The sequence below is a fragment of the Anaeromyxobacter sp. Red801 genome, from assembly GCF_049201065.2.
Taxonomy (GTDB): domain Bacteria; phylum Myxococcota; class Myxococcia; order Myxococcales; family Anaeromyxobacteraceae; genus Anaeromyxobacter.
Map to the genome: position 1 here is coordinate 1,958,013 of NZ_CM181236.1, position 22,615 is coordinate 1,980,627.

A 22,615-nucleotide genomic window follows, 5' to 3' on the forward strand; every position below is an offset into this window, starting at 1 on the left:
GGCGCGCGCGTGAGGGAGGAGAGGGCGCTGCGGAATCCGCTCATGGTGAGCCCCGTCGAACCAGGAGCGCCGGTCGCGCGAGCACCCGTCACGGACCGTGAACGCGGCCCCGGCCGCTCACGGCACCAGCACCGCCGCCCCGCGCAGCCGGCCGGCGCGCAGGTCGGCGAGCGCGTCGTTGGCCCGCTCCAGCGGATACGGGACGACCTCGGTGCGGAGCGGGACCTCGGGCGCGAGCGCGAGCAGCGCGTCGCCGTCGGCGCGGGTGAGGTTCGCGACCGAGCGGAGCGTCCGCTCGCCCCAGAGCAGCGCGTACGGGAACGAGGGGATGTCGCTCATGTGGATGCCGGCGCAGACCACGGTGCCGCCCGGCACCACGTCGCGGAGCGCGATCGGGACGAGCGCGCCCACCGGCGCGAACAGGATGGCCGCGTCGAGCGGCTCGGGCGGCACGTCGCCCGAGGCGCCGGCCCACTCGGCCCCGAGCTGGAGCGCGAACGCCTGCGCCTCCGCGTCCCCGGCGCGGGTGAACGCGAACACGCGCTGCCCGGCGTGCCGCGCGAGCTGCACCACCAGGTGCGCCGCGGCCCCGAAGCCGTAGAGGCCGAGCCGCTGCGCGCCGCGGACCGGCGCCCAGGCGCGGTGCCCGATGAGGCCGGCGCAGAGCAGCGGCGCCGCGTCCGCGTCCTCGTAGTCGCCCGGGATGCCGAACGCGTAGCGCGCGTCCGCCACCGCCAGCTCGGCGTAGCCGCCGTCGCGGTGGTAGCCGGTGAACCGCGCCGCGCTGCACAGGTTCTCGCGGCCGCTCCGGCAGGCCGCGCACCGGCCGCACGTCCAGCCCAGCCACGGCACGCCCACCCGATCGCCGGGCCGGAACCGGGTGACGCCGGGCCCGACCCGATCCACGCGCCCCACGATCTCGTGGCCGAGCACGAGCGGCAGCTTCGGGTCCGGCAGCTCGCCGTCGGCGACGTGCAGGTCGGTCCGGCACACGCCGCAGGCGCCGACGCGCAGCCGCAGCTCGCCGGGGCCGGGCACGGGATCGGGGAGCTCCGCCGCGGCGAGCGGGGTACCGGGGCGTACGAGGACCATCGCGCGCATGCGCTCGACGGAACACCGTGCGGGGGAGCCGGTCAAGGCGGCGGGGCGGGGGCCCTCGGCCGCGGGGCGGCGCCGGACGGACCGTGCGACCCGACCCCGGGTCCCGGCCGCACCGGTCAGCCACGCCGGGGGGAGCCGCATCTTCTCGTTGCCCCGGCCCCGCCCCGGGCCGCATGCTGCCGGCCGGGATTCACGCACCGGAGACGAGATGGCGCACCCGACCGACGACCGCAACTTCCGCCTGCCCACCACCGTCCGCCCGACCGCCTACGAGGCGAGCCTGGCGGTGGACCTGGACGGCAGGCGCTTCACCGGCCGGATCCGGATCGGGCTCGCGCTCGCCGCCCCGACGTCCGAGCTGGTGCTGCACGCGGCCGCCCTCGAGATCCCCCGCGCCGCGGTGACGGCCGGCGGGGGCCGGCGCGAGGCGGCGGTGCGGCTGGCCACGGCGAGCGAGACGGCGGTGCTGTCCTTCGACGCGCCGGTTCCCGCGGGCCCGGCCGTGCTCGAGCTGGAGTTCGCGGGCGCCATCGTCAACGGCCTGCGCGGCCTGTACCTGGCCGGCCCGGGGCTCGCCGCGACGCAGTTCGAGGCCGCCGACGCGCGCCGGGTGTTCCCGTGCCTGGACGAGCCGGGCTTCAAGGCGCCGTGGCGGCTCACCGTCGAGGCGCCGCGCGACGCGGTGGTGCTGTCCAACGGGCGGCCGGAGCAGGTCGAGGAGCTCGAGGTCGAGCGCCGCGCCGTCCGGCGGGTGCGCTTCGCCGAGACCCCGCCGCTCCCCACCTACCTCGTGGCGCTGGTGGTGGGCCGGCTGGAGGCGCTGCCGGAGGTCTCGGTGCGCGGGATCCCGGTGCGCACCTGGGCCTCGCCGGAGAAGCTGGGGCTCACCGGCTTCGGCCAGGACGTGGCGGTGGAGGTGCTGCCGCGGCTCGAGGACTACTTCGGCGTGCCGTACGCGTTCGGCAAGCTCGACCAGGCCGGCCTGCCCGAGTTCGAGGCGGGCGCGATGGAGAACGCGGGCCTCGTCACCTACCGCGAGGTGGCGCTGCTGCTCGACCCGGCCACCGCCTCGCTGGCGCAGAAGAAGCGGGTGGCGGAGGTGGTGACGCACGAGCTCGCCCACCAGTGGTTCGGCAACTGGGTGACCATGACGTGGTGGGACGACCTCTGGCTCAACGAGGCGTTCGCCACCTGGATGGCCTTCAAGATCGTGGACGCCTGGAACCCGGGCTGGCGGGTGTGGCTGGAGTTCGACCAAGGCAAGGCGGCGGCGATGCACCTCGACGCGCTCCGCTCCACCCACCCGATCCGCGCCGACGTGAACAACGTCGCCGAGGCCGGCGAGGCGTTCGACCTCATCACCTACGAGAAGGGCGGGGCGGTGCTCCGCATGATCGAGGGCTACCTCGGCGAGGAGCGCTTCCGCGACGGCATCCGGCTGTACATGCGCCGCCACGCCCGCGCGAACGCGGTGGCGGACGACCTCTGGGGCGCGCTCGCCGAGGCGTCGCGCGAGCCGGTGGTCGAGCTCGCCAACGCCTGGATCCGCCAGCCCGGCTTCCCGCTCGTCACGGTCTCGCGCGCCGGCCGCACGCTGCGCCTCGAGCAGCAGCGCTTCTGGTCGGATCCGGCGCGGGCCGGGGAGGAGCCGGCCGCCGGGTGGCCGGTGCCGCTGGTGCTGCGGGTGGGGCAGGGCGGGAAGGTGACCGAGCAGCGGGTGCTGCTGCGCGGCCGGACCGCCGAGGTGGCGCTCGCCGGCGAGGGCGAGCCGGACTGGCTGTGCGCGAACGCGGGGGCCACCGGCTTCTTCCGCGTGAAGTACGACGCCGCCGGCCTCGCGGCGCTGGGCCGCAACCTGGCGGCGCTCGCGCCCGCGGAGCGGATCCAGCTCCTCTCCGACGAGTGGGCGCTGGTGCGGTCCGGCGCGCGCGAGATCGGGGCGTTCCTCGACCTGTGCGCCGGGTTCGCCGGCGAGGAGGACCACGCGGTCCTCGACGAGCTGGTGGCGCGGCTCGCCACGGTGGAGCACCGGCTGGTGGCGGACGCGGACCGTCCGGCGCTGCAGGGCTTCGTGGCGCGCCTGTTCGCGCCGCAGCTCGCCGCCACCGGCTGGGACGCGGCGCACGGCGAGCCGGACACGGTGCGGCTCCGCCGCGCCGCCGCGGTGCGCGCGCTCGGGCTGGTGGGCCGCGCGCCCGGGCCGGCGCAGGAGGCCCGCGCGCGGCTCGATCGCTGGCTCGCCGGCGACCGCGCCGCGGTGGAGCCGAACCTGCACGACGCGCTCGTGGCCATGGTGGCGCGCGACGGTGACGCGGCGCGCTTCGAGGCCTTCCAGAAGCTGTTCCGCAAGGAGGCCGACCCCGCCTTCCGCCGCCGCTACCTGCTCGCGCAGGCCGCGTTCGAGGATCCGGTGCTGGCCGCCCGCGGGATCGAGGTGCTGCTCGGCGGCGAGGACGTGCCGCTGCAGGACGTCGCCTCGTACTCGGCCGCGCTGCTCGCGAACCGGACCGCGCGCGGACCCTACTGGGCCCGGCTGCGGGGCGAGTGGGGCGCGCTGCTCGCGCGCGTGCACGGCGCGCCCATGCTGCTGCGCCGCGTGGTGGAGGGGCTGGGGGCGCTGGTGGAGCGGCGGGAGCTGGAGGAGGCCGAGGCGTTCCTGGCCGCCAACCCGGTGGAGGAGGCGCGCCAGGCCATCGCGCAGACGCTGGAGCGGCTGCGCCAGGACGTGGAGCTGCGCGAGCGGACCACCGCCCAGGTCGGCGCATGGCTGGCGCGGGGCGGACGGTAGCGCGCCGGCCGCGAGCCGCTACAATCCGCCGCCGTGACCACCCCGCCCGCCGGCCCCGCCCCGGCCGATCCCGCGAAGCCGACCCCGCCCTGGATCTTCCTGTTCCTCGACTTCCCGTTCGGCGCGGCGGTCGGCTACCTCTCGCTGGGCGTGCCGTTCTGGATGGAGCGGCGCGGCTTCTCCATCGAGGCCATCGCCGCGGTGGCGGCCGGCGCGAACCTGGCGCACGCGTTCAAGCTGCTGTGGATCCCGGTGCTCGACCTCGGCGCGTACCGGAAGATCTGGTACCTCGCCATGGCCGCCACCACCGCCGCGCTGCTCGCGGTGATCTCGGCGCTCCCGGACCCGCTCGCGAACCTGCCGCTGTTCGCGGCGCTGCTCACCGCGCTCCAGGCGGCGGCCACCACCGGCCACGCCGCCAACAACGCGCTCATGGCCACGACCACCCGCTTCGCCGACAAGGGCAAGGTGGGCGGGTTCGCCATGGCCTCGAACGTCGGCAGCACCGGGCTGCTCGGCGCGGTGGCGATCCTGGTCTCGGACGCGATCTCCCCGCGGGCGGCGGGCCTGACGCTGGCCGCGCTCGTGCTCGTCGGCGCCGCGTTCGCGCTGCGCATCGTCGAGCCGCGCCTGGTGGATCCGGCGGTCCGGGCGGCGCACGGCCTGGCCCGCGCCACCGCCCGGCACCTCGCCGCGATGCTGCGCGACCTCTGGTCCACCGTGCGCAGCCGCGAGGGCTTCACCGGCCTCGTCATCTGCCTCGCCCCGGTCGGCTGCCAGGCGATGTCCAACCTGTTCACCGGCATCTCCGAGCAGTACGGCGCGAGCGCGCGGCTGGTCGGGATGGCGAACGGCGTGGGCGGCGGCATCGCCAGCGCCGTGGGGGCGCTGCTGGGCGGCGTCCTCGCCGACCGGATGAGCCGGCGCGTCGCGTACGCCGCCTCCGGCGGGCTGACCGCGCTCTGCGCCGTCGCGATGGCCGCCGCGCCCATGACCGAGTGGACCTACGCCTGGGGCACGTTCACGTACCTGTTCGCCGGCGGCATCGCCTTCGCCACCTGGGCCGGCATGGTGCTCGAGATGGTGGGGCTCTCGGCCGCCACCGCCACGAAGTACGCGCTGTTCAACGCCTCCGCCAACCTCGCCATCAGCTACGTCACCGCCGCCGACGGCCTGGGCGGCGCCTGGCTGCACCGGACGCTCGGGATCGCCGAGGCGCGCGGCGTGCTCCTCACCGACGCGGCGCTCACGCTCGGCGGGATCGCGGTGCTGCTCGCCATGCTGCTGGTGACCCGTCGCCCCGCGCCCGCGGCGCGGCCCTCCTGACCGGGATCGCCCTCGGCGCCGGTGCGGGACCTGTCGCCCGCCGCCGCCGTCCACAACGTGGAGCGGATGGCGTCACAGGACGCGAAGGCCCTGCCCACCGCGGCGCCGCCGATCTTCTTCCGCTCCCTCCGCGACTTCCTGCGCGTCCTGCCCGGCGCCGCCCAGCGCTTCTGGGTCCTGGTCATCGCGACCGGCGCGCTCTCCGGGCTGGGCTCCGGCGCGCTGCTCCTGGCGCTCTCGGGCGTGCAGGAGCTCGCCTGGCCACAGGCGCCGCGCTTCGTGGACGCGGTGGACGTCTCGTCGCCCGGGCGGCGGGTGCTCGTCCCGGCGCTGGCCGGGCTGCTCGTCGGCCTGGCGGCCCTGCTCTGGCGGCGGCCGCTCGGCGGGCACGGGACGGCGCGCATCCTCGAGGCCATCTGGCACCGCGGCCGCGAGCTGTCGCTGGGGCGGACGCTGCTGCGCGGGCTGCTGTCGATCACCTGCGTCGGCATGGGCGCGTCGCTCGGCCGCGAGGGCGCGCTGGTCCAGGCGGGCGCGGCGAGCGGGTCCTGGCTGGCGAGCCGGCTCGGGGTGAGCGAGCGCCAGGCCAGGGTGCTGGTGGCGTGCGGCGCCGCCTCGGGGATCGCGGCCGCCTACGACGTGCCCATCGGCGGCGCGCTCTTCGGCCTGGAGGTGCTGCTGGGGAGCTTCGCGCTCGAGCTGCTCGGGCCCATCGCGGTGTCGTGCGTGGTCGCCACCGCGGTCGCGCGCACGCTGCCGGTCCCGCACGCCGCCTACGAGATCCCCGAGTACGCGCTCCTCCACCCGGCCGAGCTGCTCCTCGGGCTCGCGCTCGCGCCGGTGCTCGGGCTCGCGTCCGCCATCTACGTGCGCGTGATGGGCTGGGTGGAGGTCCGCTTCGACCGGGTGCCGGCCCGGCTGCGGCCGATGCTGCCGGTGCTGGGCATGGGCGCGGTCGGGCTGCTCGCGATCCGCTTCCCGGCGGTGCTCGGCAACGGGTTCGACACGGTCCACCAGACGCTGCTCGGCGAGCTGCCGCTGCGGCTGCTGCTGGTGCTGCCGCTCCTGAAGCTCGCCGCGAGCGCGGTGTGCGCCGGCACCGGGGTCCCCGGCGGCCTGTTCACGCCCTCGCTGTTCTTCGGCGCGGCCATCGGCGGCGCGGCCGGGGAGCTGCTGGCGCGGGTGCTGCCGGGCGCGCCGCCCTCCGGCGCGCTGGCGCTGGTGGGGATGGCCGGGGTGCTCGCCGGCACCACGCACGCGGCGGTGTCCTCGGTGCTGATCGTGTTCGAGCTGACCGGCGATTACGGGGTGATCCTCCCGCTCATGCTCTCGGCGGCCATCGCCGCCGCCACCAGCCGCGCCATCGAGCCGGACTCGCTCTACACCGCGCCGCTGCGGCGCAGCGGGGTGGCGCTGCCGGAGCTGCCGCGCCCCGAGTGGCTGCGCACCACGCCGGTGGCGGCGCTGGTGGAGCGCGACGCCGAGCGCGTCCCGCCCACGCTCCCGTTCGACGCGCTGGTGAAGAAGCTGCTCGCGCTGCCGCCCGGCCACGATCTGTACGTGACCGACGGCGAGGGCGTGCTGCTCGGCGTGCTCCGGCTGGACGCGCTGAAGGGCACCATCTCCGACCAGGCGGACCTCGGGATGATCGTGGCCGCCGACGTGGTGGACCGGGACGTCGAGCCGATCACCACCGCCATGACGCTCGCGGAGGTCGCGGCGCGGTTCGGGGAGGGCGACCTGGAGCGGCTCCCGGTGGTGGACGGGCAGCGCCGGCTGGTGGGCGTGGTCGCCATGCGGGACCTCATCGCCCGCGGGACCTTCTGACCCCAGTCGGAGGGCCGGGATCGCGCCGGGTCAGGCGGGACCCGGAGACGGGCGTGCCCGCCGCACGGCGGCGTAACCGCGCGGAGCGCCTTGCCGCACGCCCGCTGGAACGCCCCATCCGGACCGGCCGTTGATTGATCCGCGTCAACTGACGGCGGTCAAGACGGGGGTAGCCTCCCCGCCGCACAGGGAGGTGCGAATGGGCTACGTACGACCGAGGATCGGGGCGCTCGCGGTGGTGGCGGCGCTGGCCGTCGTCCCCGGGTGGGCGGGCGCCGCGGAGGCGGCACCGGGAACGACCCCGAAGGCGCCGGCGGCGAAGGCGACCCGGCCCGAGCCGAAGCCGCCGCTGCTGGTGCAGGCGGAGGCGCCGCCGTTCTCGGAGGGGATCTACCCGTGCTCGGCGTGCCACGCCGGGATGCCCAAGAACGGAACGCGGCGCGAGCTGGTGTTCCACGACGAGCAGCAGGCGATCTTCGACCACGGCGCGGACCAGCGCTGGTGCCTCGACTGCCACGACCTGCAGGACCGCGACGTGCTCCGGCTCGCCAACGGCGCGCCGGTGCCGTTCACCGAGTCCTACCGGCTGTGCGGCCAGTGCCACGGCGACAAGTACCGCGACTGGCGCGTGGGCGTGCACGGCAAGCGCGTGGGGCACTGGAACGGCGAGAAGACCTATTTCCTGTGCGTGAACTGCCACAACCCGCACTCGCCGCGGTTCAAGGGCGTCCAGGAGATCGTCTCCGGCGGGAAGAAGACCGTGGCCCCGACCCTGACCTACCTCAAGCCCGAGCCGCGGCCGAAGCGCCCGGAGGAGCAGCGCCGATGACCCCGAACAAGAGCCTCCCGGTCCTCTCGGACGCGGCCGCGCCGCCCCCGTCGCCGCGCGACGGCGTCGATCCCATCGGCGACGGCCCGCTCGACCCGGCGCGCCGCGCGTTCCTCCGCACCGCCGCGGCCGGCACCGCGGTCGCGGCGCTCGCGTCGTGCAGCAGCGGCGTGGACATGGAGGACTTCCTCCGCAAGCACTTCAAGGAGCTCTCGCCGGACGAGCTGAAGAAGGTGCTCGCCAAGGTGGAGAAGCGGAACCAGGAGCGCTTCGGCAAGAGGACGACCGTCTCGGCGAAGGGGCCGCAGCCCGGTGTCGAGTACGGCTACGGGCTCGACATCTCGCGCTGCGTGGGCTGCCGCCGCTGCGTCTACGCCTGCGTGAAGGAGAACAACCAGTCCCGCACCGCGCCGCAGATCCACTGGATCCAGGTGCTGGAGATGGACAAGGAGCACGGCGTGGACCTGGCCCACGCCGACCTCTACTACGAGGCCGACGCGGTGCCGCGCCCGGGCAAGTTCTACTTCCCGGTGCAGTGCCAGCAGTGCCGCAACCCGCCCTGCGTGAAGGCCTGCCCGACGCAGGCGACGTGGAAGGAGCAGGACGGCATCGTGGTCATCGACTACGACTGGTGCATCGGCTGCCGCTGCTGCATGTCGGCCTGCCCGTACGGCGCGCGCCACTTCAACTGGGCCACGCCGAACCTGCCGCCCGAGGAGCTGAACCCGGACCAGCACTACCTGGGCAACCGCCCGCGCCCGAAGGGCGTGGTGGAGAAGTGCACCTTCTGCATCCAGCGCGTGCGCGAGGGCCGCTACACGGCCTGCGTCGAGGTGTGCCCGGTGGGCGCCCGGAAGTTCGGGAACCTGCTCGACCCGGAGAGCGAGATCCGCAAGGTGATGGAGACGAAGCGCGTCTTCGTCTTCAAGGAGGAGCTCGCCACGCACCCGCAGTTCTACTACTTCTACGCGACCTAGCGGAGAGGGCCCGACGATGTCCGGAATCCTCGAGTTCGTGAAGGGCTGCGTCCGCCAGGTGCTCTCGGGCGGCCGCGCCTACAAGGCGTGGATGGCGTTCCTCCTCGCCATGATCGCGGTGGGCGTGGTGTCCTACGCGCACCAGGCCACCACCGGCCTCATCGCCAGCAACATGCGCGACGACGTGTCCTGGGCGTTCTACATCGGGAACTTCACGTTCCTGGTGGGCGTGGCCGCGGCGGCGGTGCTGCTGGTGGTGCCCGCCTACGTCTACCAGTGGAAGCCCATCAAGGAGGTGGTGGTCCTCGGCGAGCTGCTCGCCATCAGCGCCCTGGTCATGGCGCTGCTGTTCATCCTGGTGGACATGGGCCGCCCCGACCGCTTCCTGCACATCGCGCCGCTGATCGGGACGCCCAACTGGCCCGCGTCGATGCTGACCTGGGACGCGCTGGTGCTGAACACGTACCTGGGGCTCAACCTGGTGCTGGTGCTGTACCTGCTGTTCAAGACCTACCGCGGGGAGCACTACGACAAGCGCATCTTCCTGCCGCTGGTGCTGCTCTCGATCCCGGTGTCCATCTCGACGCACACCGTGACCGCGTTCCTCTACAACGGCATGGCGGCGCGCCCGTACTGGAACGCGTCGATCCTCGCGCCGCGCTTCATCGCCTCGGCGTTCTGCTCCGGCCCGGCGGTGATGATCATCCTGTTCCAGCTGCTCCGGAAGGCGTTCAAGTTCGACATCAAGGACGAGGCGATCTGGAAGATCGCCGAGCTCATGTCGTACGCGATGTTCCTGAACCTCTTCCTGCTCGGCGCCGAGCTGTTCAAGGAGTACTACTCGGCCACCGAGCACCTGCTCTACACGCAGTACCTGTGGGGCGGGATCGGCGAGCACACGGTGCTGGTGAAGTACGCCTGGCTGTCGCTCGCGTGCAGCGTGATCGCGTTCCTGCTGTTCCTCGTGCCGCGGACCCGCAAGAACTTCCTCACCCTGAACATCGGGTGCGTGCTCATCTGGGCCGGCGTCTACATCGAGAAGGGGATGGGGCTGATCATCCCCGGGTTCACCCCCTCGACGCTCGGCCAGATCTACGAGTACACGCCCACCAGGATGGAGTGGGGCGTCGCGGGCGGGGTGTTCGGCATCGGCTTCCTGACCTTCACGATCCTGGTGAAGATCGCGGTGCCCATCCTCGTCGGTACGTTCAGGGCGCCCGAGCGCGCGCACGGCCATGCGCCGGCGGCAGGGTACCCGGTTCCCTAGAAGCGTCCACACGCCGCACCCACACCTGGAGGTCACCATGAAGCGTCTCGTCGCCGTCCTCGCCTTCGCCGCCTTCGCCGCCGCCGCCCGCGCCGACGACGGCGCCGCCGTGTTCGCCCAGAAGTGCGCCGTGTGCCACGGCAAGGACGGGAAGGGCGCGCCCGCCGGCAAGGCGCTCGGCGCGAAGGACCTCACCACCGTGAAGCTGTCCGAGGCCGAGATCGTGAAGGTGGTCGAGAACGGCAAGGGCAAGATGACCGGCTTCAAGGGCAAGCTCAGCGACGAGCAGGTGAAGTCGGTCGCGAAGTACGTCAAGGGCGGCCTGAAGTAGGTCTTCCCGGTCCCCGCAGCACCGCGGCGCCCCCGGGGGACGGTCCCGTCCCTCGCGGGCGCCGCTTCGCCTGCACGGTGGCCCGTTCCGTGCTATAGCGCGCAGCGCCTTGTCCGACGGCAGCCTCACGATCCCCCCGAAGGCCCCCCGCATCCCGACGCTGGACGCCGCCCGCGCGGTGGGCGTGGTGGCCATGGTGTTCGGCCACACGCTCGACGCGCTGCTCTCGGCGGAGGCGCGGGCCGCGCCGGGGATGGTCCTGTACTGGAAGGCGCGCGGCTTCACCGCGCCGCTGTTCATGCTGGTCTCCGGCTGGGCGGTGACGGTCGCGATCCGTCGGGGCCGGGCCAGCGGCCTCGACATCCCGCGCGGCCGGCTCGGCCGCGTGCTGCTCCTGCTCGCGATCGGCTACGGGCTGCGCTGGCCGGGGTGGGGGATCGACCAGCTCCGCGCCGGCGACCCGGCGGTGTGGAGTCACCTGCTCGCGTTCGACGCGCTCCACGTGATCGGCGTGTCGCTGTTCCTGGCGGCGCTGGTCCTGGCGCTGCCCTGGACGTCGCGGGAGAAGGTGGGCGTGTTCGCGCTGCTCGGCGTGCTCGCGATGGCGCTCGCCATGCGGCCGCCCGCGCCGGTGCTGCCCGCGCCGGCGGAGCTGCCGTCCCCCCGGCTCGGCATGGCCGTGGCGCAGGCGCTGGGCGGCACCTCGCCGTTCCCGCTGCTCCCGTGGTGCATCTACTTCTTCGCCGGCGCGGTGGTCGGCCTCACCGCCCCCGCCGACGCGCGCCGCCGCACCGTGGCGCTCACGCTGGCCGGCGCGGCCATGTTCGCGGTCACGCTCTGGACCGGGCTCGAGGACCTGCCGCCCGCGCACCCCGGCCTCGTGGCCTACCGGATCGGCGCGGTGCTGCTGCTGCTGGCGGCGCTCTCGGCGGTGCCCGCGGCGGCGGCCGCGCGCCTCGCGCCGGTCGGCAAGGCGTCGCTCGGCGTCTACGCCATCCACATCCCCATCGTCTGGGGCTGGTCCACCTGGCACGGGCTCGCGCTGCGGATCGGCCCGTCGCTCTCGGCGTGGAACGCGGTGCTGGTCGCGGCGATCGTGCTCGCGGCGAGCTTCGGGCTCCACCTCGCGTTCAAGCACGCCCGCGGCGCGGGCGCGGCCGGGCTGCGCCGGGTGCGCGCGGCGCTGGACCGGGTCGCCCTCGATCCCTGAGCCTCAGCCGGCCTGCGCGGCGCCCGGCGCGGCGCGGGCCAGCTCCGCCGCGAACGCCGCGGCCCGCAGCTCCGCCCAGAAGCTGGGCCGGAACGGCGCCCCCGAGACGAAGCCCACGTGCCCGCCGGCGGTCGTGGCCACCAGCTCGACGCACGGGTTGGCGCGGGCCGCCTCCATCGGCAGCGCGTCGGCCGGGACCATCGGATCGTCGAGCGCGGCGAGCGCCAGCAGCGGCCGGCGGACGCCCGCCACGAACCGCCCCGCCGAGCAGCGGGTCCAGTAGTCCTCGGCCGAGGCGAAGCCGTGGAGCGGGGCCGTCACCGCGCCGTCGAAGCCGGCGAAGGTGGTGACCGCGCGGATGGCCGCCGCGTCGAGCCGGTCGGGGAAGCGGGCCGCCTTCTCGAGCGCCTTGGCGCGCAGCCGCCGCAGGAAGCGCTCGCGGTACACCCAGTTCCAGAAGCCCGGGCCGTCGATGGCGCGCGCGGAGCGGGCGAGGTCGAACGGCACCGACACCACCGCGGCGCCCCGCACCTCGGGTGGGAGGTCGTCGCCGCGCTCGCCCAGGTACTTCGCCACCACGTTGCCGCCGAGCGAGAACCCGGAGAGCACCAGCGGGCGCCCCGGGCGCTCCGTCGCCAGCCGCCGGACCACCTCGCCGAGGTCGCCGGTCTCGCCCGAGTGGTAGAAGCGCGGCAGCCGGTTCGGCGCGCCGGAGCAGCCGCGGAAGTTCATGGCCAGCGCGGCCATGCCGTGCGCGAGCGCCAGCGCCACCAGGCCGCGGACGTACGGGGCGCGCGACGAGCCCTCCAGGCCATGGCAGACCACCAGCACCGGCGCGCCGGCGGCCGGCCCGGCGAAGCGGTCCACGTCGAGGAAGTCGCCGTCGGGGAGCTCCCAGCGCTCGCGGACGGCGGGCGGGCGCGGCAGCGGGCGCGCCACGCTCGCGAACACCGTCATGGCGTGGGCGCCCGGGAGCCAGCGGCTCGGGCGGTAGGCGGTCACGCGACCTCCTCCTCGCGGCGCGCCGCGAACTGCGGGTGCGCGCGCACGCGGGCGAGCGCGTCGGGCGGCGCGTCCGGCGGGAACGGCGCCGAGGAGCGCTCGAGCCGCGCCAGCCAGCGCGCGTCGAGCGGGCGCGCCAGGAGCGCCGGGTGCGTCGCGGCCGCGGTGGTCTGCTCCTTCGGGCCGCTCGGGTCGCCCACGCCCACGCGGAAGCCGGCGAGCAGCAGGGCCGAGCGCGTCGCGGTGGCGGTGCTGTACGTGTACAGCGCGCAGCGCGGGCCGGAGCGCGCCCAGGCGGCGCCGAACGCGGCCAGCGTCCACAGCCCGGGGTTCGCGCGCGGGCTGAACGGATCCCAGAAGATCACGTCGGCGCGGAGGTCCTGCCGCGGCAGCGTCTCCAGCAGGTCGCCCAGGACCAGCCGCCAGCGCGCCCGCCCCGAGCCCCAGGCGCCGTCGCGCAGCAGCGCGCGCGCCGCGGCGACGTCCTCCGGCGCGAGGCCCAGCCGCGCCGCGCCGTCGTCGGACGCGGCGAGCGCCAGCGCCCCGAGGTCGCGCTCGAAGCTGACGAGCTCCAGCGCGCGGCCGCCGGGCGGCGCCGCCGCGGCGGCGCGGAGCGCGGCGAGCGCGTTCGCCCCGGCGCCCAGCCCCACGTCGAGCAGCACCAGCGGCGGCCCCGGCTCGGCCAGCCGCTCGCGCAGGCGCGACTGCGCCACGTAGAGCCGCTCCGCCTCGACCGCCGGGCCGATCACCGGGTGCATGACCTCGCCGGACTCCGCGTCGCGCACCGCGGGCGCGCCCAGGGAGGTCACGACGAGGTGGAAGCGGGCGCCCTCCGGCGGCGCGGCCACGGCCGGCGCGCCGGGCGACGCGGGCGCCTCGGGCAGGCGGCGGCGGCCCGGCGGGCGCGCGCTCCGGTCGTGCTCGTGGCGGTCGAGCGCCTCGAGCCGCTCGCGCTGGTAGGCGCCGTAGCGGCCGGCCTCGATGGCGGCGCGCGCGCCGCGCATGAGGTCGAGGTAGTGGCGCAGGTTGTGGACGGAGACGAGGCGTGGCCCGAGCGGCTCGCGGCACTTGAACAGGTGGTGCAGGTAGGCGCGGCTCCAGCCGCGGCAGGTCTCGCAGGCGCAGGCTGCGTCGAGCGGGAGCTCCGAGAGCCGGTGCTCGGTGCGGGTGAGGCGCACGCGGCCGGTGGAGGTGAAGGCGGTGCCCTGCCAGGCGAGCGTGGTGGGCAGGATGCAGTCGAACATGTCCACGCCGTGCCCGATGGCCTCGAGGAGGTCGGGCGGCGTGCCCACGCCCATGAGGTAGCGCGGGCGGTCCGGCGGGAGCAGCTCGGCCGCGCGCGCCACCACGTCGCCGCGCTCGTCGCGGGTGTCGCCGACGGCGAGCCCGCCGATGGCGAACCCGTCGAACGGGTGCTGGGTGAGGAAGCCGGCCGAGGCGGCGCGCAGCGCCGGGTCGAGGCCGCCCTGGACGATGGCGAACAGCGCCTGCTCGGGGTTGGTGCGCGCGGCCAGGCTGCGCAGGGCCCACCGGTGCGTGCGCTCCATGGCGGCGCGGATCTCCGGCGCCTCGGCGGTGGACGGCAGGCAGACGTCGAGGACCATCATCACGTCCGAGCCGATCGCCGTCTGCATCGCGATCGACGACTCGGGGGTGAGGAGCTGCGGTCGGCCGTCCACGTAGCTGCGGAAGCGCGCACCGGCCTCGGTGATGACGCGGTCGTGGGAGAGCGAGAAGATCTGGAAGCCGCCGGAGTCGGTGAGGACCGGGCCGTCCCAGCGCATGAAGCGGTGGATGCCGCCCAGCGTGCGGAACGCCTCGGGGCCGGGGCGGAGCAGCAGGTGGTAGGTGTTGCCGAGGATGATCTCGGCGCCCGCCTCGCGCACGTCGGCCGGGGTGAGCCCGGTGACGCTGGCGCGGGTGCCCACCGGCATGAACGCGGGCGTCTCGACGCGCCCGTGCGGCGTCTCGAGCGTGCCGCGCCGGGCGCGGGTCTCGGCGTCCTTCGGGCCGGGGTGGAAGCGGAAGGGCATCGCGGATCCTATGCGCGGGGGAGGTGGCCGTGCGCGGCCTCGGCGCAGCCGGCCTCCCAGGTGCCGCGCAGCCTGAGGACGCGCTCCACCGCCACGGCGTGCAGCCCGAGGAGCCGCTCCGCCGCGTCCGGGGCGCCCAGCGCGGAGAGCGCGCCGGCCATCGCCTCCAGCGTGGACATGCCGTCGGCCCGCGGGGGCCGGCGCAGGCGCAGGCCGCCGGGCGGCCCGCCCAGCGTCAGGCGCGGGAGCCGCTGGAGCGCGGGGATCCGCTGCATCATCCGGCGCGCCTGGCTCCAGGTGCCGTCCGGCACCACCACCAGCCGCGGCGGCGCGGCGGGCGGCGGGGTCGGGACCGGGGAGGGGAACAGCGCCACCGCGCCGGCGGCGGCGAGGTCGGGCAGCGCGAGGGGCTCGCCCGGCAGGCCGTGCTCCAGGATCTCGGTGCCGGGGAGCGCCAGGGCGGCCCAGCGCGCGGTGTTGGTCATCCGCTCCCGCTCGCTGGCGTGGCGCACGATCAGGAAGCGCACCGGGGCGCGGAGCCGCGGCACCTCGGCGCACAGGCAGAGCGCGATCGGGAAGGCGCAGCGCGGGCAGCGGTCGGGGGCGGGGGGCACGGCGACGCCGATCTACCACGGGCGGCCGCGCCGCGCGCGGTGGGGTGGAAGCGGGGCCGTCCTCCCGTTAACTCTCCCGCATGCCTGCGCGCCTGAGACTCTTCACCGACTTCGTCTGACCGTTCTGCTTCGTCGCGGAGCGGAGCAGCCTGGTCAGGCTGCTGGACGAGTACGAGCTGGAGCTGGAGTGGGTGGGATACGAACTCCACCCCGACACGCCGCCCGGCGGCGTCGCGGTGGCGGAGCGCTTCCCGAACGCGGAGGCCATGTCCGGCTACCTGCGCTCGTTCGCCGCGGGCTTCGGCATCGACGACCTGCGCCCGCCGGACCGCATCCCCAACACGCGCCGGGCGCTGGCGGTGGCGCAGCTCGCGCGGGAGCAGGGCCGCCTCGAGCCGTACCGGGCCGTGGCGTTCGACGCGCACTGGCGGCGCGGCTGGGGCATCGAGACCGACGAGGACCTGCGCTGGCTGGCGCGCGAGGCCGGGCTCGACCCGGTCGCCGCGGTGGCGGCGGGCTCGGACCCGGCGCGGCTCGCCGCGGTGGACGCGGCCCGCGCCGAGGCGGCCCGGGCCGGCGTCACCGGCATCCCCACCTTCGACTTCGGCCCCGCGCTGCGGGTGGTCGGCTGCCGCCCGTACGACGTGCTCGCCGACGCGGCCCGGCGCGCCGGGGCCCGGCCCCGCGCGTAGCGGGCCGGGCCGCGGCGCCGGGCTACGGCAGCACGCGGATCGCCGCCGCGCCGCCGGCGGTCGAGACGTGCAGCGTCGGCGGCGCCGGCATCCGGTCCACCTCGATCGCGGTCACCCGGTCGCTCGGCAGGCCGCTCCCCGCGCGCATCGAGCGGGAGGTCCGGGTGGCCGGATCCCAGATCGAGATCCCGGTCGTGTAGCCGGCCACCACCACGCGCCCGTCGGGCAGGCAGGCGATGTCGCGCACCGGCCGCTCGCCCAGGCCGAGCGCGCTCGACAGGTAGTGCGTGAAGCGGTGGCCGTCCCACGAGGCGACCGTCTCCATCACCCCGTCCGCCGGGCCGGCGCTGGAGAACCAGACCGTGCCGTCCGGGCAGACCGCCACCCCGGTCAGCAGGACGTCGTGCCCCTCGTTCGCGACCGGGAACACCGGCATGTTGCCGGTGCCGTCGGGATAGTACGGATCGCCGAACGCGACCTTGAACGCGGCGCCGTTGCGGGCGAACCAGTGGAACGGATCCGGGTCCCAGGTGATGAGGCCGGCGGCCCACCTGCCGGCGTGCCAGAGGTCGCCGTTCGCGTCGATGGCGAGGCCCGCCCAGTCGCCCAGCCGCTGGTTCGCGCCGGTGCCGTCGCAGGGCGCGTCCTTGCAGACGCTGGCGTGCAGGTGGTCGCCCATGTAGTCGTCGTTGAACGAGTCGAGCCACTCCATGGGCGGATCCGGCCACCGGAACCTGTCCGGGAACAGCAGGTCCACGCCGTGCTCGGTGCCGGCGTAGAGCGTGTGCGGGTGGGCGAAGTGGTCGTAGACCATCCGGTAGATGGAGCGGTCGTGCCAGTACTTCGCGCCGTGGTTGCCGGCCAGCAGGTCGAAGCGCTCCACCGACAGCGTCCCGTCCGCGTTCAGCCGGACGCGGTCGATCTTGCCGCTGTGGCGGTCGGGATCGCACCAGTCCTCGCCGTCGCCGTTCGCGGCGCAGTCCCAGCCGCTCGCGTGGACGCCGTGGTAGCCGACGAACACCTCGTCGGGTCCGCCGCCCACGATGGAGCGGATGCCCTCGGGCGCCGCCACACCCCAGCTCACGTCGGCGTCGGCGCAGGGCGTCTCGGGGCGCACCGGGCGGTCGCGGCAGTAGCGCATCCGGTTCGCGCCCATGTGCAGCCCGTCGCGCTCGTCGAAGCGGCGGAACTGGGTCTCGCCGGGCCGCAGGAGGTAGAGCGCCGAGGGGGTCGCCAGCCACCGGTTCTGGTTCTCGTCGGTGCTGAGGCCGACCACCGGCGTCTCCTGGATGCCGGCGCTCGCGTCGTAGGTGGCGTTCTCCACCGCCCAGGGCCCCTGGGTCCCGAACTGGAAGCGCGGCGGGGTGGTCCCTCCGCCCCCGCCGCCTCCACCCCCACCGCCGCCCCCACCGCCGCCGCCGCCGCCTCCTCCTCCGCCCCCAGCGGGCGGCGTGACCGGGGCGGGAGTGCTCCCGCCGGAACCGCAACCCGCGACCGCGACCGCGACCACCACCGCCAGCGCCACCCACGCGCCGCCTCTTCCGAGCATCTCCCCTCCGTCGTCGAATGCGCGGCCCGCGCGCCGTGCAGGAACGGCGGCCCGCTGTGCGAGCGGCGGGCCAGCGCCCGGCGCGCGCCGCCGCGGCGGAATGGCGGCGGCAGGTGGGTGGCGGTGGGCGATCGGTGGAAGGCGCGTTCCACGACAGGTGAACGGGCCGCGCAGCGCCGGCCGCCCGGCGCTCGCGCGCGGGAGCGGTCGGCCGCCCGGCCATGGGCCCCCGCGGGCCCGGTTCCTGCCGGCGGCCCGGCTGGGCTACGCTGACCGGACGAGGAGCCCGCCATGCCGGCCACCCGCGAACCCGCCGCCCTGAACCTGCCCCCGCGCGTGCCGCTCGCCCGGCTGCCCACGCCCATCGAGCCCTCGCCGCGGCTCGGGGCCGCGCTCGGGCTCGACCTGCTCTACAAGCGCGACGACCTCACCGGCCTGGAGCTGTCCGGCAACAAGGCGCGGAAGCTCGAGTACCTGCTCGCGGAGGCCGAGGCGGCGGGGGCGGACACGCTCGTGACCTGCGGCGGCGTGCAGTCCAACCACTGCCGCGCCACGGCGTTCGCGGCCGCGAAGCGCGGGCTGCGCGCGGTGCTCCTGCTGCGCGTGCCGGACCCGGCGCGGCCGCCCGCGCCCGAGGCGAACGTGCTGCTCGACCTCCTGGCCGGCGCGGAGCTGCGCTGGGTCTCGCACGAGGAGTACCGGCGCCGCGCCGAGCTCATGGACGCGGTGGCCTCGGAGCTGCGCGCGGCCGGGCGGCGCGCCTACGTGATCCCGGAGGGCGGCTCGTCGCCGCTGGGGAGCCTGGGCTACCTGCTCGCCGTCGCGGAGCTGCGGCGGCAGCTCCCGGAGGCGTGGCGGAGCGGGCCGCTGACGCTCGCCTACGCGGCGGGCTCGGGCGGCACCGGCGCCGGCCTCGAGCTCGGGGTGCGCGCGCTGGGGTGGAAGGACGCGCGGCCGGTGGGCTTCGCGGTCTGCAACGACGCCGCGTACTTCCGCGCCACCACCGCGGCGCTCTGCGCGGACGCGCGCCGCCGGTGGCCGGCGCTGCCGGAGGTGCCGGCGGACGAGCTGCGGATCGACGACGGGTTCATCGGCCCGGGCTACGCCCAGGCCACGCCGGAGGGGCTGGAGATCATCCGCCGCGCGGCGCGCGAGGACGGCGTGCTCCTCGATCCGGTCTACACCGGAAAGGCGATGCTGGGCCTGGCCGCGCGGGCGCGCGAGCCGGGCGGCCTGCCCTCGCCGCGCGTCGTGTTCTTCCACACCGGCGGCGCGTTCGGCCTGTTCCCGTTCGCGAGCGCGCTGGCCGGCTGACGGCGCACCCCTGGCCTCGGTCCCGCGGGGCGGGGATGGCGCGGACGGCCCCCCGGCGGTATGCAGCCGGGAGGCCGGTCACTCGCCGTGGTTCCGCGACGCGGAAGGGGGCGTGCGATGCCGAGGGTCAAGCAGATCTCCGCGTGGGTGGCGGATCGCCCGGGGGTGATGGGCGAGGTCGCCGACGCGCTGGGCCAGAAGGGCGTGAGCATCCGCGCCTTCATGGCGAGCGTGCTGGACGGGCGCGGCTTCCTCCGGATGGTGGTGGACAAGCCGGCCGCCGCGCGGCGGGCGCTGACGGCGCACGGCTGGGAGATCACCGAGGACGAGGTCGTCGAGGTGACGCTGCCGGACCGGCCCGGCGCGCTGGGCGAGGTCGCGGACCGGCTGGGCGCGAAGGGCATCAACGTCCAGTACGCCTACGTCGGGACCGCCGGCAGCGCGAAGCAGGTGAACCTCTACCTCGCGGTGGCCGATGTCGCGGCCGCGCTGCGGGCGCTCCGGTGAGGCCGCGGCCGGTGCCGCGGTGCGGCGTCGGCGCTAGGTTCGAGACGTGGGCCACACCGGTCTCGTCCTGACGGGCGGCGGCGCCCGGGCGGCGTACCAGGTCGGCGCGCTCCGCGCGCTGGCGGAGATCGCCGGGCCGGGGCCGATCCCGTTCGGCGTGCTGGCCGGGATCAGCGCCGGCGCGATCAACGGCGCGGTGCTGGGCTGCGGCGCGGGCGACTTCGCGACGGCCGCCGAGCGGCTCCAGGCCACCTGGGCCTCGCTCACGCCGGATCGCGTGTTCCGCACCGGCGCGCTGGCGCTGGCCGGGGTGGGGAGCCGGTGGCTGCGCGACCTGTCCGCGGGCGGGCTCGTCGGCAAGACCGGGATCAACTACCTGCTCGACCCGGCGCCGCTGCGCGCGCTGCTCGCCGGCGCGCTGCCGATGGGCCGGCTGCGGCGCCACCTGCGCACCGGCCGGCTGCGGGCGGTGGCGCTCTCGGCCACGAACTACCACACCGGCGCGGGCGTGACGTTCTTCGAGGGCGCGCCGGACATCGAGCCGTGGATCCGCTCGACGCGCGTGGGCGTGCGGGCGCGGCTCACGCTCGACCACGTGATGGCGTCGGCCGCCATCCCCATCTTCTTCCCGCCGGTGCGGATCGAGCGGACGTTCTACGGGGACGGCTGCGTCCGCATGATCTGCCCGCTCAGCCCGGCCATCCACCTCGGGGCGGAGCGGATCGTTGCCATCAGCGTGCGCCACCTGCGCAGCGCCGCGGAGACGGCGCGGGACGAGGTGCGCGGCGCGGACGACGCGCTGCCGCTCTCGGAGATCGCGGGCGTGCTGCTGAACGCGGTGTTCCTCGACTCGCTCGACTCCGACGTGGAGCGGCTCCAGCGCATCAACCGGACGCTGGCGCTCATCCCGCGCGAGCGGCTCGGGCGCGGCGAGCTGGAGCTGCGCGAGGTGCCGGCGCTGGTGCTCCGCCCGTCGCTCGACCTCGGGAAGCTCGCCGCCGACGAGTACGGCCGCTTCCCGCGCATGCTCCGCTACCTGCTGAAGGGCATCGGGGCGACCGGCCACGCGGGCGAGGACCTGCTCAGCTACCTGGCCTTCGAGCCGGTGTACGTGCACCGGGTCATGGACCTCGGCTACGCGGACACCATGGCGCGCCGGGCCGAGGTCGTGGAGTTCCTGTCGCCCGGGGAGCGGCGCGAGCGGAACGGCCGCGCCGCGGGCGGCCTACGCGCGCGGTGAGCCGGCCCGCAGCCGGGGCGCGAGCAGCGCCGGCGCCAGCGTGCGCCAGGCGGTGGCGGCCAGCACCACCGCGCCGCCGGCCAGCGCCCACGGGCCGGGACGCTCGCCGGCCAGCAGGAACGTCCAGATCGGGTTGAGCACCGGCTCGAGCAGCACCAGCAGCGACGCCTCCAGCGCCGGGACCTTCTCGAGCCCGCGGGCGAAGCACAGGTACGCGAGGCCGAGCTGGAACACGCCCAGGTACGCGACCAGCGCCAGGTCGAGCGCCCGCGGCGCCGGGCCGGTGGGCCAGAGCGGCAGCGCCACCGCGGCCGCGAGCAGGTTGCCCCACACCAGCGCCGGCGGGCCGGAGGCGTTCAGCCGGCGCAGGCCGAGGATGCAGAGCGCGAACGCCACGCCCGACCCGAGCGCCACCACGTTCCCGGTGAGCTGTCCCGGCGTCAGCTCGTCGAGGAAGAACAGCGCCAGCCCGGCGCCGAAGACCGGCACCGCGAGCAGCTCGCTGCGGGCGGGGCGCTCGCCGAGCAGCGCCGGCGAGAGCAGCAGCACCCACAGCGGCGCGGTGTCCTGGATGAAGATCGCGTTGGCCGAGGTGGTGAGCTTGTTCGCGAGCGCGAACAGGACGACGGTCGCCGCGTAGGCCACCGACACGAGCAGCACGCCGCGCGAGGGGCGGCGGCGGGCCTGGGGCACCGCGGTCAGCAGGAACAGGCCCGCCACCAGCGACCGGCCGCCGGCGATCTGCCAGCCGGAGAGGTCGCACAGCTTCATGGCGGCGCCGGCCGTGGACCAGAGGCCGGCGGCGGCGAGGAGCAGGAGGCGGCTGCGCAGCATGGGGCGGCGCAGTCTAGCAGAGGGCGGCGCCCGCGCCGATCAGGCCGTCACCCAGTCGCGCAGGACCCGGTCGATCTGCTCCTCGGAGAGCTCGCCGGCGTCCGCCAGCTCCTTGATGCGCTTGGTGAGCGCCTTCAGCTCGGTCTCGCCGAACGTGATGCCCATCTCGCGCGCCCGGTAGGCGATGGCGTGGCGGCCGGTGAGGCGGCTGCCCAGGATCAGCCGCCGGGTGAGGCCGAACGCCTCCGGGGGGATGATCTCGTAGGAGCCCGGGTTCGCCATCATGGCCTTCAGGTGCATCCCGGCCTTGTGCGAGTAGGCGGTCTCGCCGGTCACGTAGTTGTTGAACGGCACCTCGATGCCGGTGACCCGCGCCACCAGCCGCTCCAGCTCGCGGAGCTGGCCGAGGCGGTAGCGCTCCGCCACCGTCTGCGGCTCGATCGAGAACATGCGCGCGATGATGCCGCCGAGCGGGGTGATCCCGACGCGCTCGCCGATCCCCAGCACCGCCACGTCCACGTGGGTGGCGCCGGCGGCCAGCGCCTCGTAGGCGTTGGCGATGGCGCAGCCGGTGTCGTTGTGGCCGTGGAAGCCGATGTCGCAGCGGACCGCGCGGCGGATCTCGCGCACCAGCGCGAAGACCTGGCGCGGGGTGGCGATCCCTACCGTGTCGGCGATGCCGACGCGGTGGACGCCGAGCCGCTCGGCGGCCTGGTAGACCGCCACCAGGTCGGTCACCTCGCTGCGGAACGCGTCCTCGGCGGAGAAGCGCGTCTCGAGCCCGGCCTTCAGCGCCAGCTCGATGGGCGGTCCCATGGCGTCGATGATCTGCTGGATCGACTTGCCGTGGGACGACTCGCGCAGGATGCGGCTGGTCGCGAACAGCAGGCCGATGCCGCGGACGCCGGTGTCGATGGCGGCGCGCACGTCGTCGAGGACGCAGCGCGAGTGGGTGATGACCCGCGCGCCCAGCCCCAGCTTCACGATGCTGCGCCGCGTCGCGCTGCGACTGCGGCGAGGCGGCCGGGCTGGTCACCTCGACGTACTCCACGCCGAAGGTGTCGAGCGCGCGCGCGATCTCGAGCTTGTCCTCGGTGCGGAACGTCCCGTGGGCGAACTGCTCGCCCTCGCGGAGCGTGGAGTCGATGAGCTTCCAGGTGGACTTGGTCATGGC

19 protein-coding genes and 1 pseudogene are annotated in these 22,615 nt (G+C 75.6%); 12 read left to right on the plus strand and 8 right to left on the minus strand.

Annotation, left to right across the window (positions count from 1 at the left end; genetic code table 11):
- Positions 1–117: 117 nt before the first annotated feature.
- Positions 118–1,101 (minus strand): zinc-dependent alcohol dehydrogenase family protein, encoded by a 984-nt coding sequence (locus ACOQFB_RS08955; RefSeq protein WP_059436849.1) that lies wholly within the window; start codon positions 1,099–1,101, stop codon positions 118–120.
- Positions 1,102–1,309: 208 nt separating this feature from the next.
- Here ACOQFB_RS08955 and ACOQFB_RS08960 point away from each other — a divergent pair, with 208 nt between their 5' ends.
- From ACOQFB_RS08960 to ACOQFB_RS08995, 8 genes are all read left to right on the plus strand, one after another.
- Positions 1,310–3,889, plus strand: a complete 2,580-nt coding sequence (locus ACOQFB_RS08960; RefSeq protein WP_421610325.1) for a M1 family metallopeptidase — start codon at positions 1,310–1,312, stop codon at positions 3,887–3,889.
- 33 nt (positions 3,890–3,922) lie between these two features.
- Positions 3,923–5,215: an MFS transporter gene (locus ACOQFB_RS08965; protein ID WP_421610326.1), complete on the plus strand. Its 1,293-nt coding sequence runs from the start codon at positions 3,923–3,925 to the stop codon at positions 5,213–5,215.
- A 66-nt stretch (positions 5,216–5,281) separates the two neighbouring features.
- Positions 5,282–7,042, plus strand: coding sequence for a chloride channel protein (locus ACOQFB_RS08970; protein WP_421610384.1), 1,761 nt, complete (start codon positions 5,282–5,284; stop codon positions 7,040–7,042).
- A 199-nt stretch (positions 7,043–7,241) separates the two neighbouring features.
- Positions 7,242–7,871: a hypothetical protein gene (locus tag ACOQFB_RS08975; RefSeq protein WP_421610327.1), complete on the plus strand. Its 630-nt coding sequence runs from the start codon at positions 7,242–7,244 to the stop codon at positions 7,869–7,871.
- The gene (locus ACOQFB_RS08980; RefSeq protein WP_421610328.1) at positions 7,868–8,848 is read left to right on the plus strand and encodes a 4Fe-4S dicluster domain-containing protein; all 981 of its coding nucleotides are present in this window, start codon (positions 7,868–7,870) and stop codon (positions 8,846–8,848) included. Before ACOQFB_RS08975 ends, ACOQFB_RS08980 begins: the two co-directional genes overlap by 4 nt.
- Before the next feature lie 16 nt (positions 8,849–8,864).
- Positions 8,865–10,115, plus strand: coding sequence for a sulfate reduction electron transfer complex DsrMKJOP subunit DsrP (dsrP, locus tag ACOQFB_RS08985; protein ID WP_421610329.1), 1,251 nt, complete (start codon positions 8,865–8,867; stop codon positions 10,113–10,115).
- A 37-nt stretch (positions 10,116–10,152) separates the two neighbouring features.
- Positions 10,153–10,446, plus strand: coding sequence for a c-type cytochrome (locus ACOQFB_RS08990; RefSeq protein ID WP_059436842.1), 294 nt, complete (start codon positions 10,153–10,155; stop codon positions 10,444–10,446).
- A 109-nt stretch (positions 10,447–10,555) separates the two neighbouring features.
- Positions 10,556–11,656 carry an acyltransferase family protein gene (locus tag ACOQFB_RS08995; protein WP_421610330.1) on the plus strand — a complete coding sequence of 367 codons (1,101 nt, stop codon included), beginning with the start codon at positions 10,556–10,558 and terminating at the stop codon, positions 11,654–11,656.
- Positions 11,657–11,659: 3 nt separating this feature from the next.
- On the opposite strand, the gene ACOQFB_RS09000 is transcribed toward ACOQFB_RS08995, so the two are convergent.
- The 3 genes from ACOQFB_RS09000 to ACOQFB_RS09010 are packed head-to-tail and all read right to left on the minus strand — an operon-like array spanning position 11,660 to position 15,305.
- Positions 11,660–12,658 carry a YheT family hydrolase gene (locus ACOQFB_RS09000; RefSeq protein WP_421610331.1) on the minus strand — a complete coding sequence of 333 codons (999 nt, stop codon included), beginning with the start codon at positions 12,656–12,658 and terminating at the stop codon, positions 11,660–11,662.
- The gene (tgt, locus tag ACOQFB_RS09005; protein ID WP_421610332.1) at positions 12,655–14,691 is read right to left on the minus strand and encodes a tRNA guanosine(34) transglycosylase Tgt; all 2,037 of its coding nucleotides are present in this window, start codon (positions 14,689–14,691) and stop codon (positions 12,655–12,657) included. Before tgt ends, ACOQFB_RS09000 begins: the two co-directional genes overlap by 4 nt.
- Positions 14,692–14,699: 8 nt before the next feature.
- A complete protein-coding gene (locus tag ACOQFB_RS09010; protein WP_421610333.1) occupies positions 14,700–15,305 on the minus strand; it encodes a tRNA-uridine aminocarboxypropyltransferase in 606 nt (201 codons plus the stop codon).
- A gap of 176 nt (positions 15,306–15,481) precedes the next feature.
- On the opposite strand from ACOQFB_RS09010, the gene ACOQFB_RS09015 reads away from it, so the two are divergent.
- The gene (locus ACOQFB_RS09015) at positions 15,482–15,997 is read left to right on the plus strand and encodes a DsbA family protein (RefSeq protein WP_494492577.1); all 516 of its coding nucleotides are present in this window, start codon (positions 15,482–15,484) and stop codon (positions 15,995–15,997) included.
- A 22-nt stretch (positions 15,998–16,019) separates the two neighbouring features.
- On the opposite strand, the gene ACOQFB_RS09020 is transcribed toward ACOQFB_RS09015, so the two are convergent.
- The gene (locus ACOQFB_RS09020) at positions 16,020–17,321 is read right to left on the minus strand and encodes a ligand-binding sensor domain-containing protein (RefSeq protein ID WP_421610334.1); all 1,302 of its coding nucleotides are present in this window, start codon (positions 17,319–17,321) and stop codon (positions 16,020–16,022) included.
- A 516-nt stretch (positions 17,322–17,837) separates the two neighbouring features.
- Here ACOQFB_RS09020 and ACOQFB_RS09025 point away from each other — a divergent pair.
- The 3 genes from ACOQFB_RS09025 to ACOQFB_RS09035 all read left to right on the plus strand — a co-directional run bounded on the left by ACOQFB_RS09025 (position 17,838) and on the right by ACOQFB_RS09035 (position 20,607).
- On the plus strand, positions 17,838–18,860 hold the full coding sequence (locus ACOQFB_RS09025) for a D-cysteine desulfhydrase family protein (protein WP_421610335.1): 1,023 nt from the start codon (positions 17,838–17,840) through the stop codon (positions 18,858–18,860).
- A gap of 117 nt (positions 18,861–18,977) precedes the next feature.
- Entirely contained in the window at positions 18,978–19,367 is a 390-nt protein-coding gene (locus ACOQFB_RS09030; protein WP_059436783.1) for an ACT domain-containing protein, read from the plus strand.
- A gap of 46 nt (positions 19,368–19,413) precedes the next feature.
- Positions 19,414–20,607, plus strand: coding sequence for a patatin-like phospholipase family protein (locus tag ACOQFB_RS09035; RefSeq protein ID WP_059436784.1), 1,194 nt, complete (start codon positions 19,414–19,416; stop codon positions 20,605–20,607).
- Here ACOQFB_RS09035 and ACOQFB_RS09040 read toward each other — a convergent pair.
- From ACOQFB_RS09040 to ACOQFB_RS09050, 3 genes and pseudogenes are all read right to left on the minus strand, one after another.
- On the minus strand, positions 20,593–21,441 hold the full coding sequence (locus tag ACOQFB_RS09040; protein WP_421610336.1) for a DMT family transporter: 849 nt from the start codon (positions 21,439–21,441) through the stop codon (positions 20,593–20,595). The genes ACOQFB_RS09035 and ACOQFB_RS09040 overlap by 15 nt on opposite strands.
- Positions 21,442–21,480: 39 nt before the next feature.
- A complete protein-coding gene (locus ACOQFB_RS09045; RefSeq protein WP_494492538.1) occupies positions 21,481–22,425 on the minus strand; it encodes a hydroxymethylglutaryl-CoA lyase-like TIM-barrel protein in 945 nt (314 codons plus the stop codon).
- A 79-nt stretch (positions 22,426–22,504) separates the two neighbouring features.
- Positions 22,505–22,612: pseudogene (locus tag ACOQFB_RS09050) on the minus strand (hypothetical protein); the annotation flags it as partial.
- Positions 22,613–22,615: the final 3 nt, after the last annotated feature.

Excerpts from the sequence above, each read along its gene's own strand:
- ACOQFB_RS08955 (WP_059436849.1), bottom strand. The coding sequence starts at position 1,101 with ATGCGCGCGATGGTCCTCGTACGCCCCGGTACCCCGCTCGCCGCGGCG.
- ACOQFB_RS08960 (WP_421610325.1), top strand. The coding sequence starts at position 1,310 with ATGGCGCACCCGACCGACGACCGCAACTTCCGCCTGCCCACCACCGTC.
- ACOQFB_RS08970 (WP_421610384.1), top strand. The coding sequence starts at position 5,282 with ATGGCGTCACAGGACGCGAAGGCCCTGCCCACCGCGGCGCCGCCGATC.
- ACOQFB_RS08975 (WP_421610327.1), top strand. The coding sequence starts at position 7,242 with ATGGGCTACGTACGACCGAGGATCGGGGCGCTCGCGGTGGTGGCGGCG.
- ACOQFB_RS08980 (WP_421610328.1), top strand. The coding sequence starts at position 7,868 with ATGACCCCGAACAAGAGCCTCCCGGTCCTCTCGGACGCGGCCGCGCCG.
- dsrP (WP_421610329.1), top strand. The coding sequence starts at position 8,865 with ATGTCCGGAATCCTCGAGTTCGTGAAGGGCTGCGTCCGCCAGGTGCTC.
- ACOQFB_RS08990 (WP_059436842.1), top strand. The coding sequence starts at position 10,153 with ATGAAGCGTCTCGTCGCCGTCCTCGCCTTCGCCGCCTTCGCCGCCGCC.
- tgt (WP_421610332.1), bottom strand. The coding sequence starts at position 14,691 with ATGCCCTTCCGCTTCCACCCCGGCCCGAAGGACGCCGAGACCCGCGCC.
- ACOQFB_RS09025 (WP_421610335.1), top strand. The coding sequence starts at position 17,838 with ATGCCGGCCACCCGCGAACCCGCCGCCCTGAACCTGCCCCCGCGCGTG.
- ACOQFB_RS09030 (WP_059436783.1), top strand. The coding sequence starts at position 18,978 with ATGCCGAGGGTCAAGCAGATCTCCGCGTGGGTGGCGGATCGCCCGGGG.
- ACOQFB_RS09040 (WP_421610336.1), bottom strand. The coding sequence starts at position 21,441 with ATGCTGCGCAGCCGCCTCCTGCTCCTCGCCGCCGCCGGCCTCTGGTCC.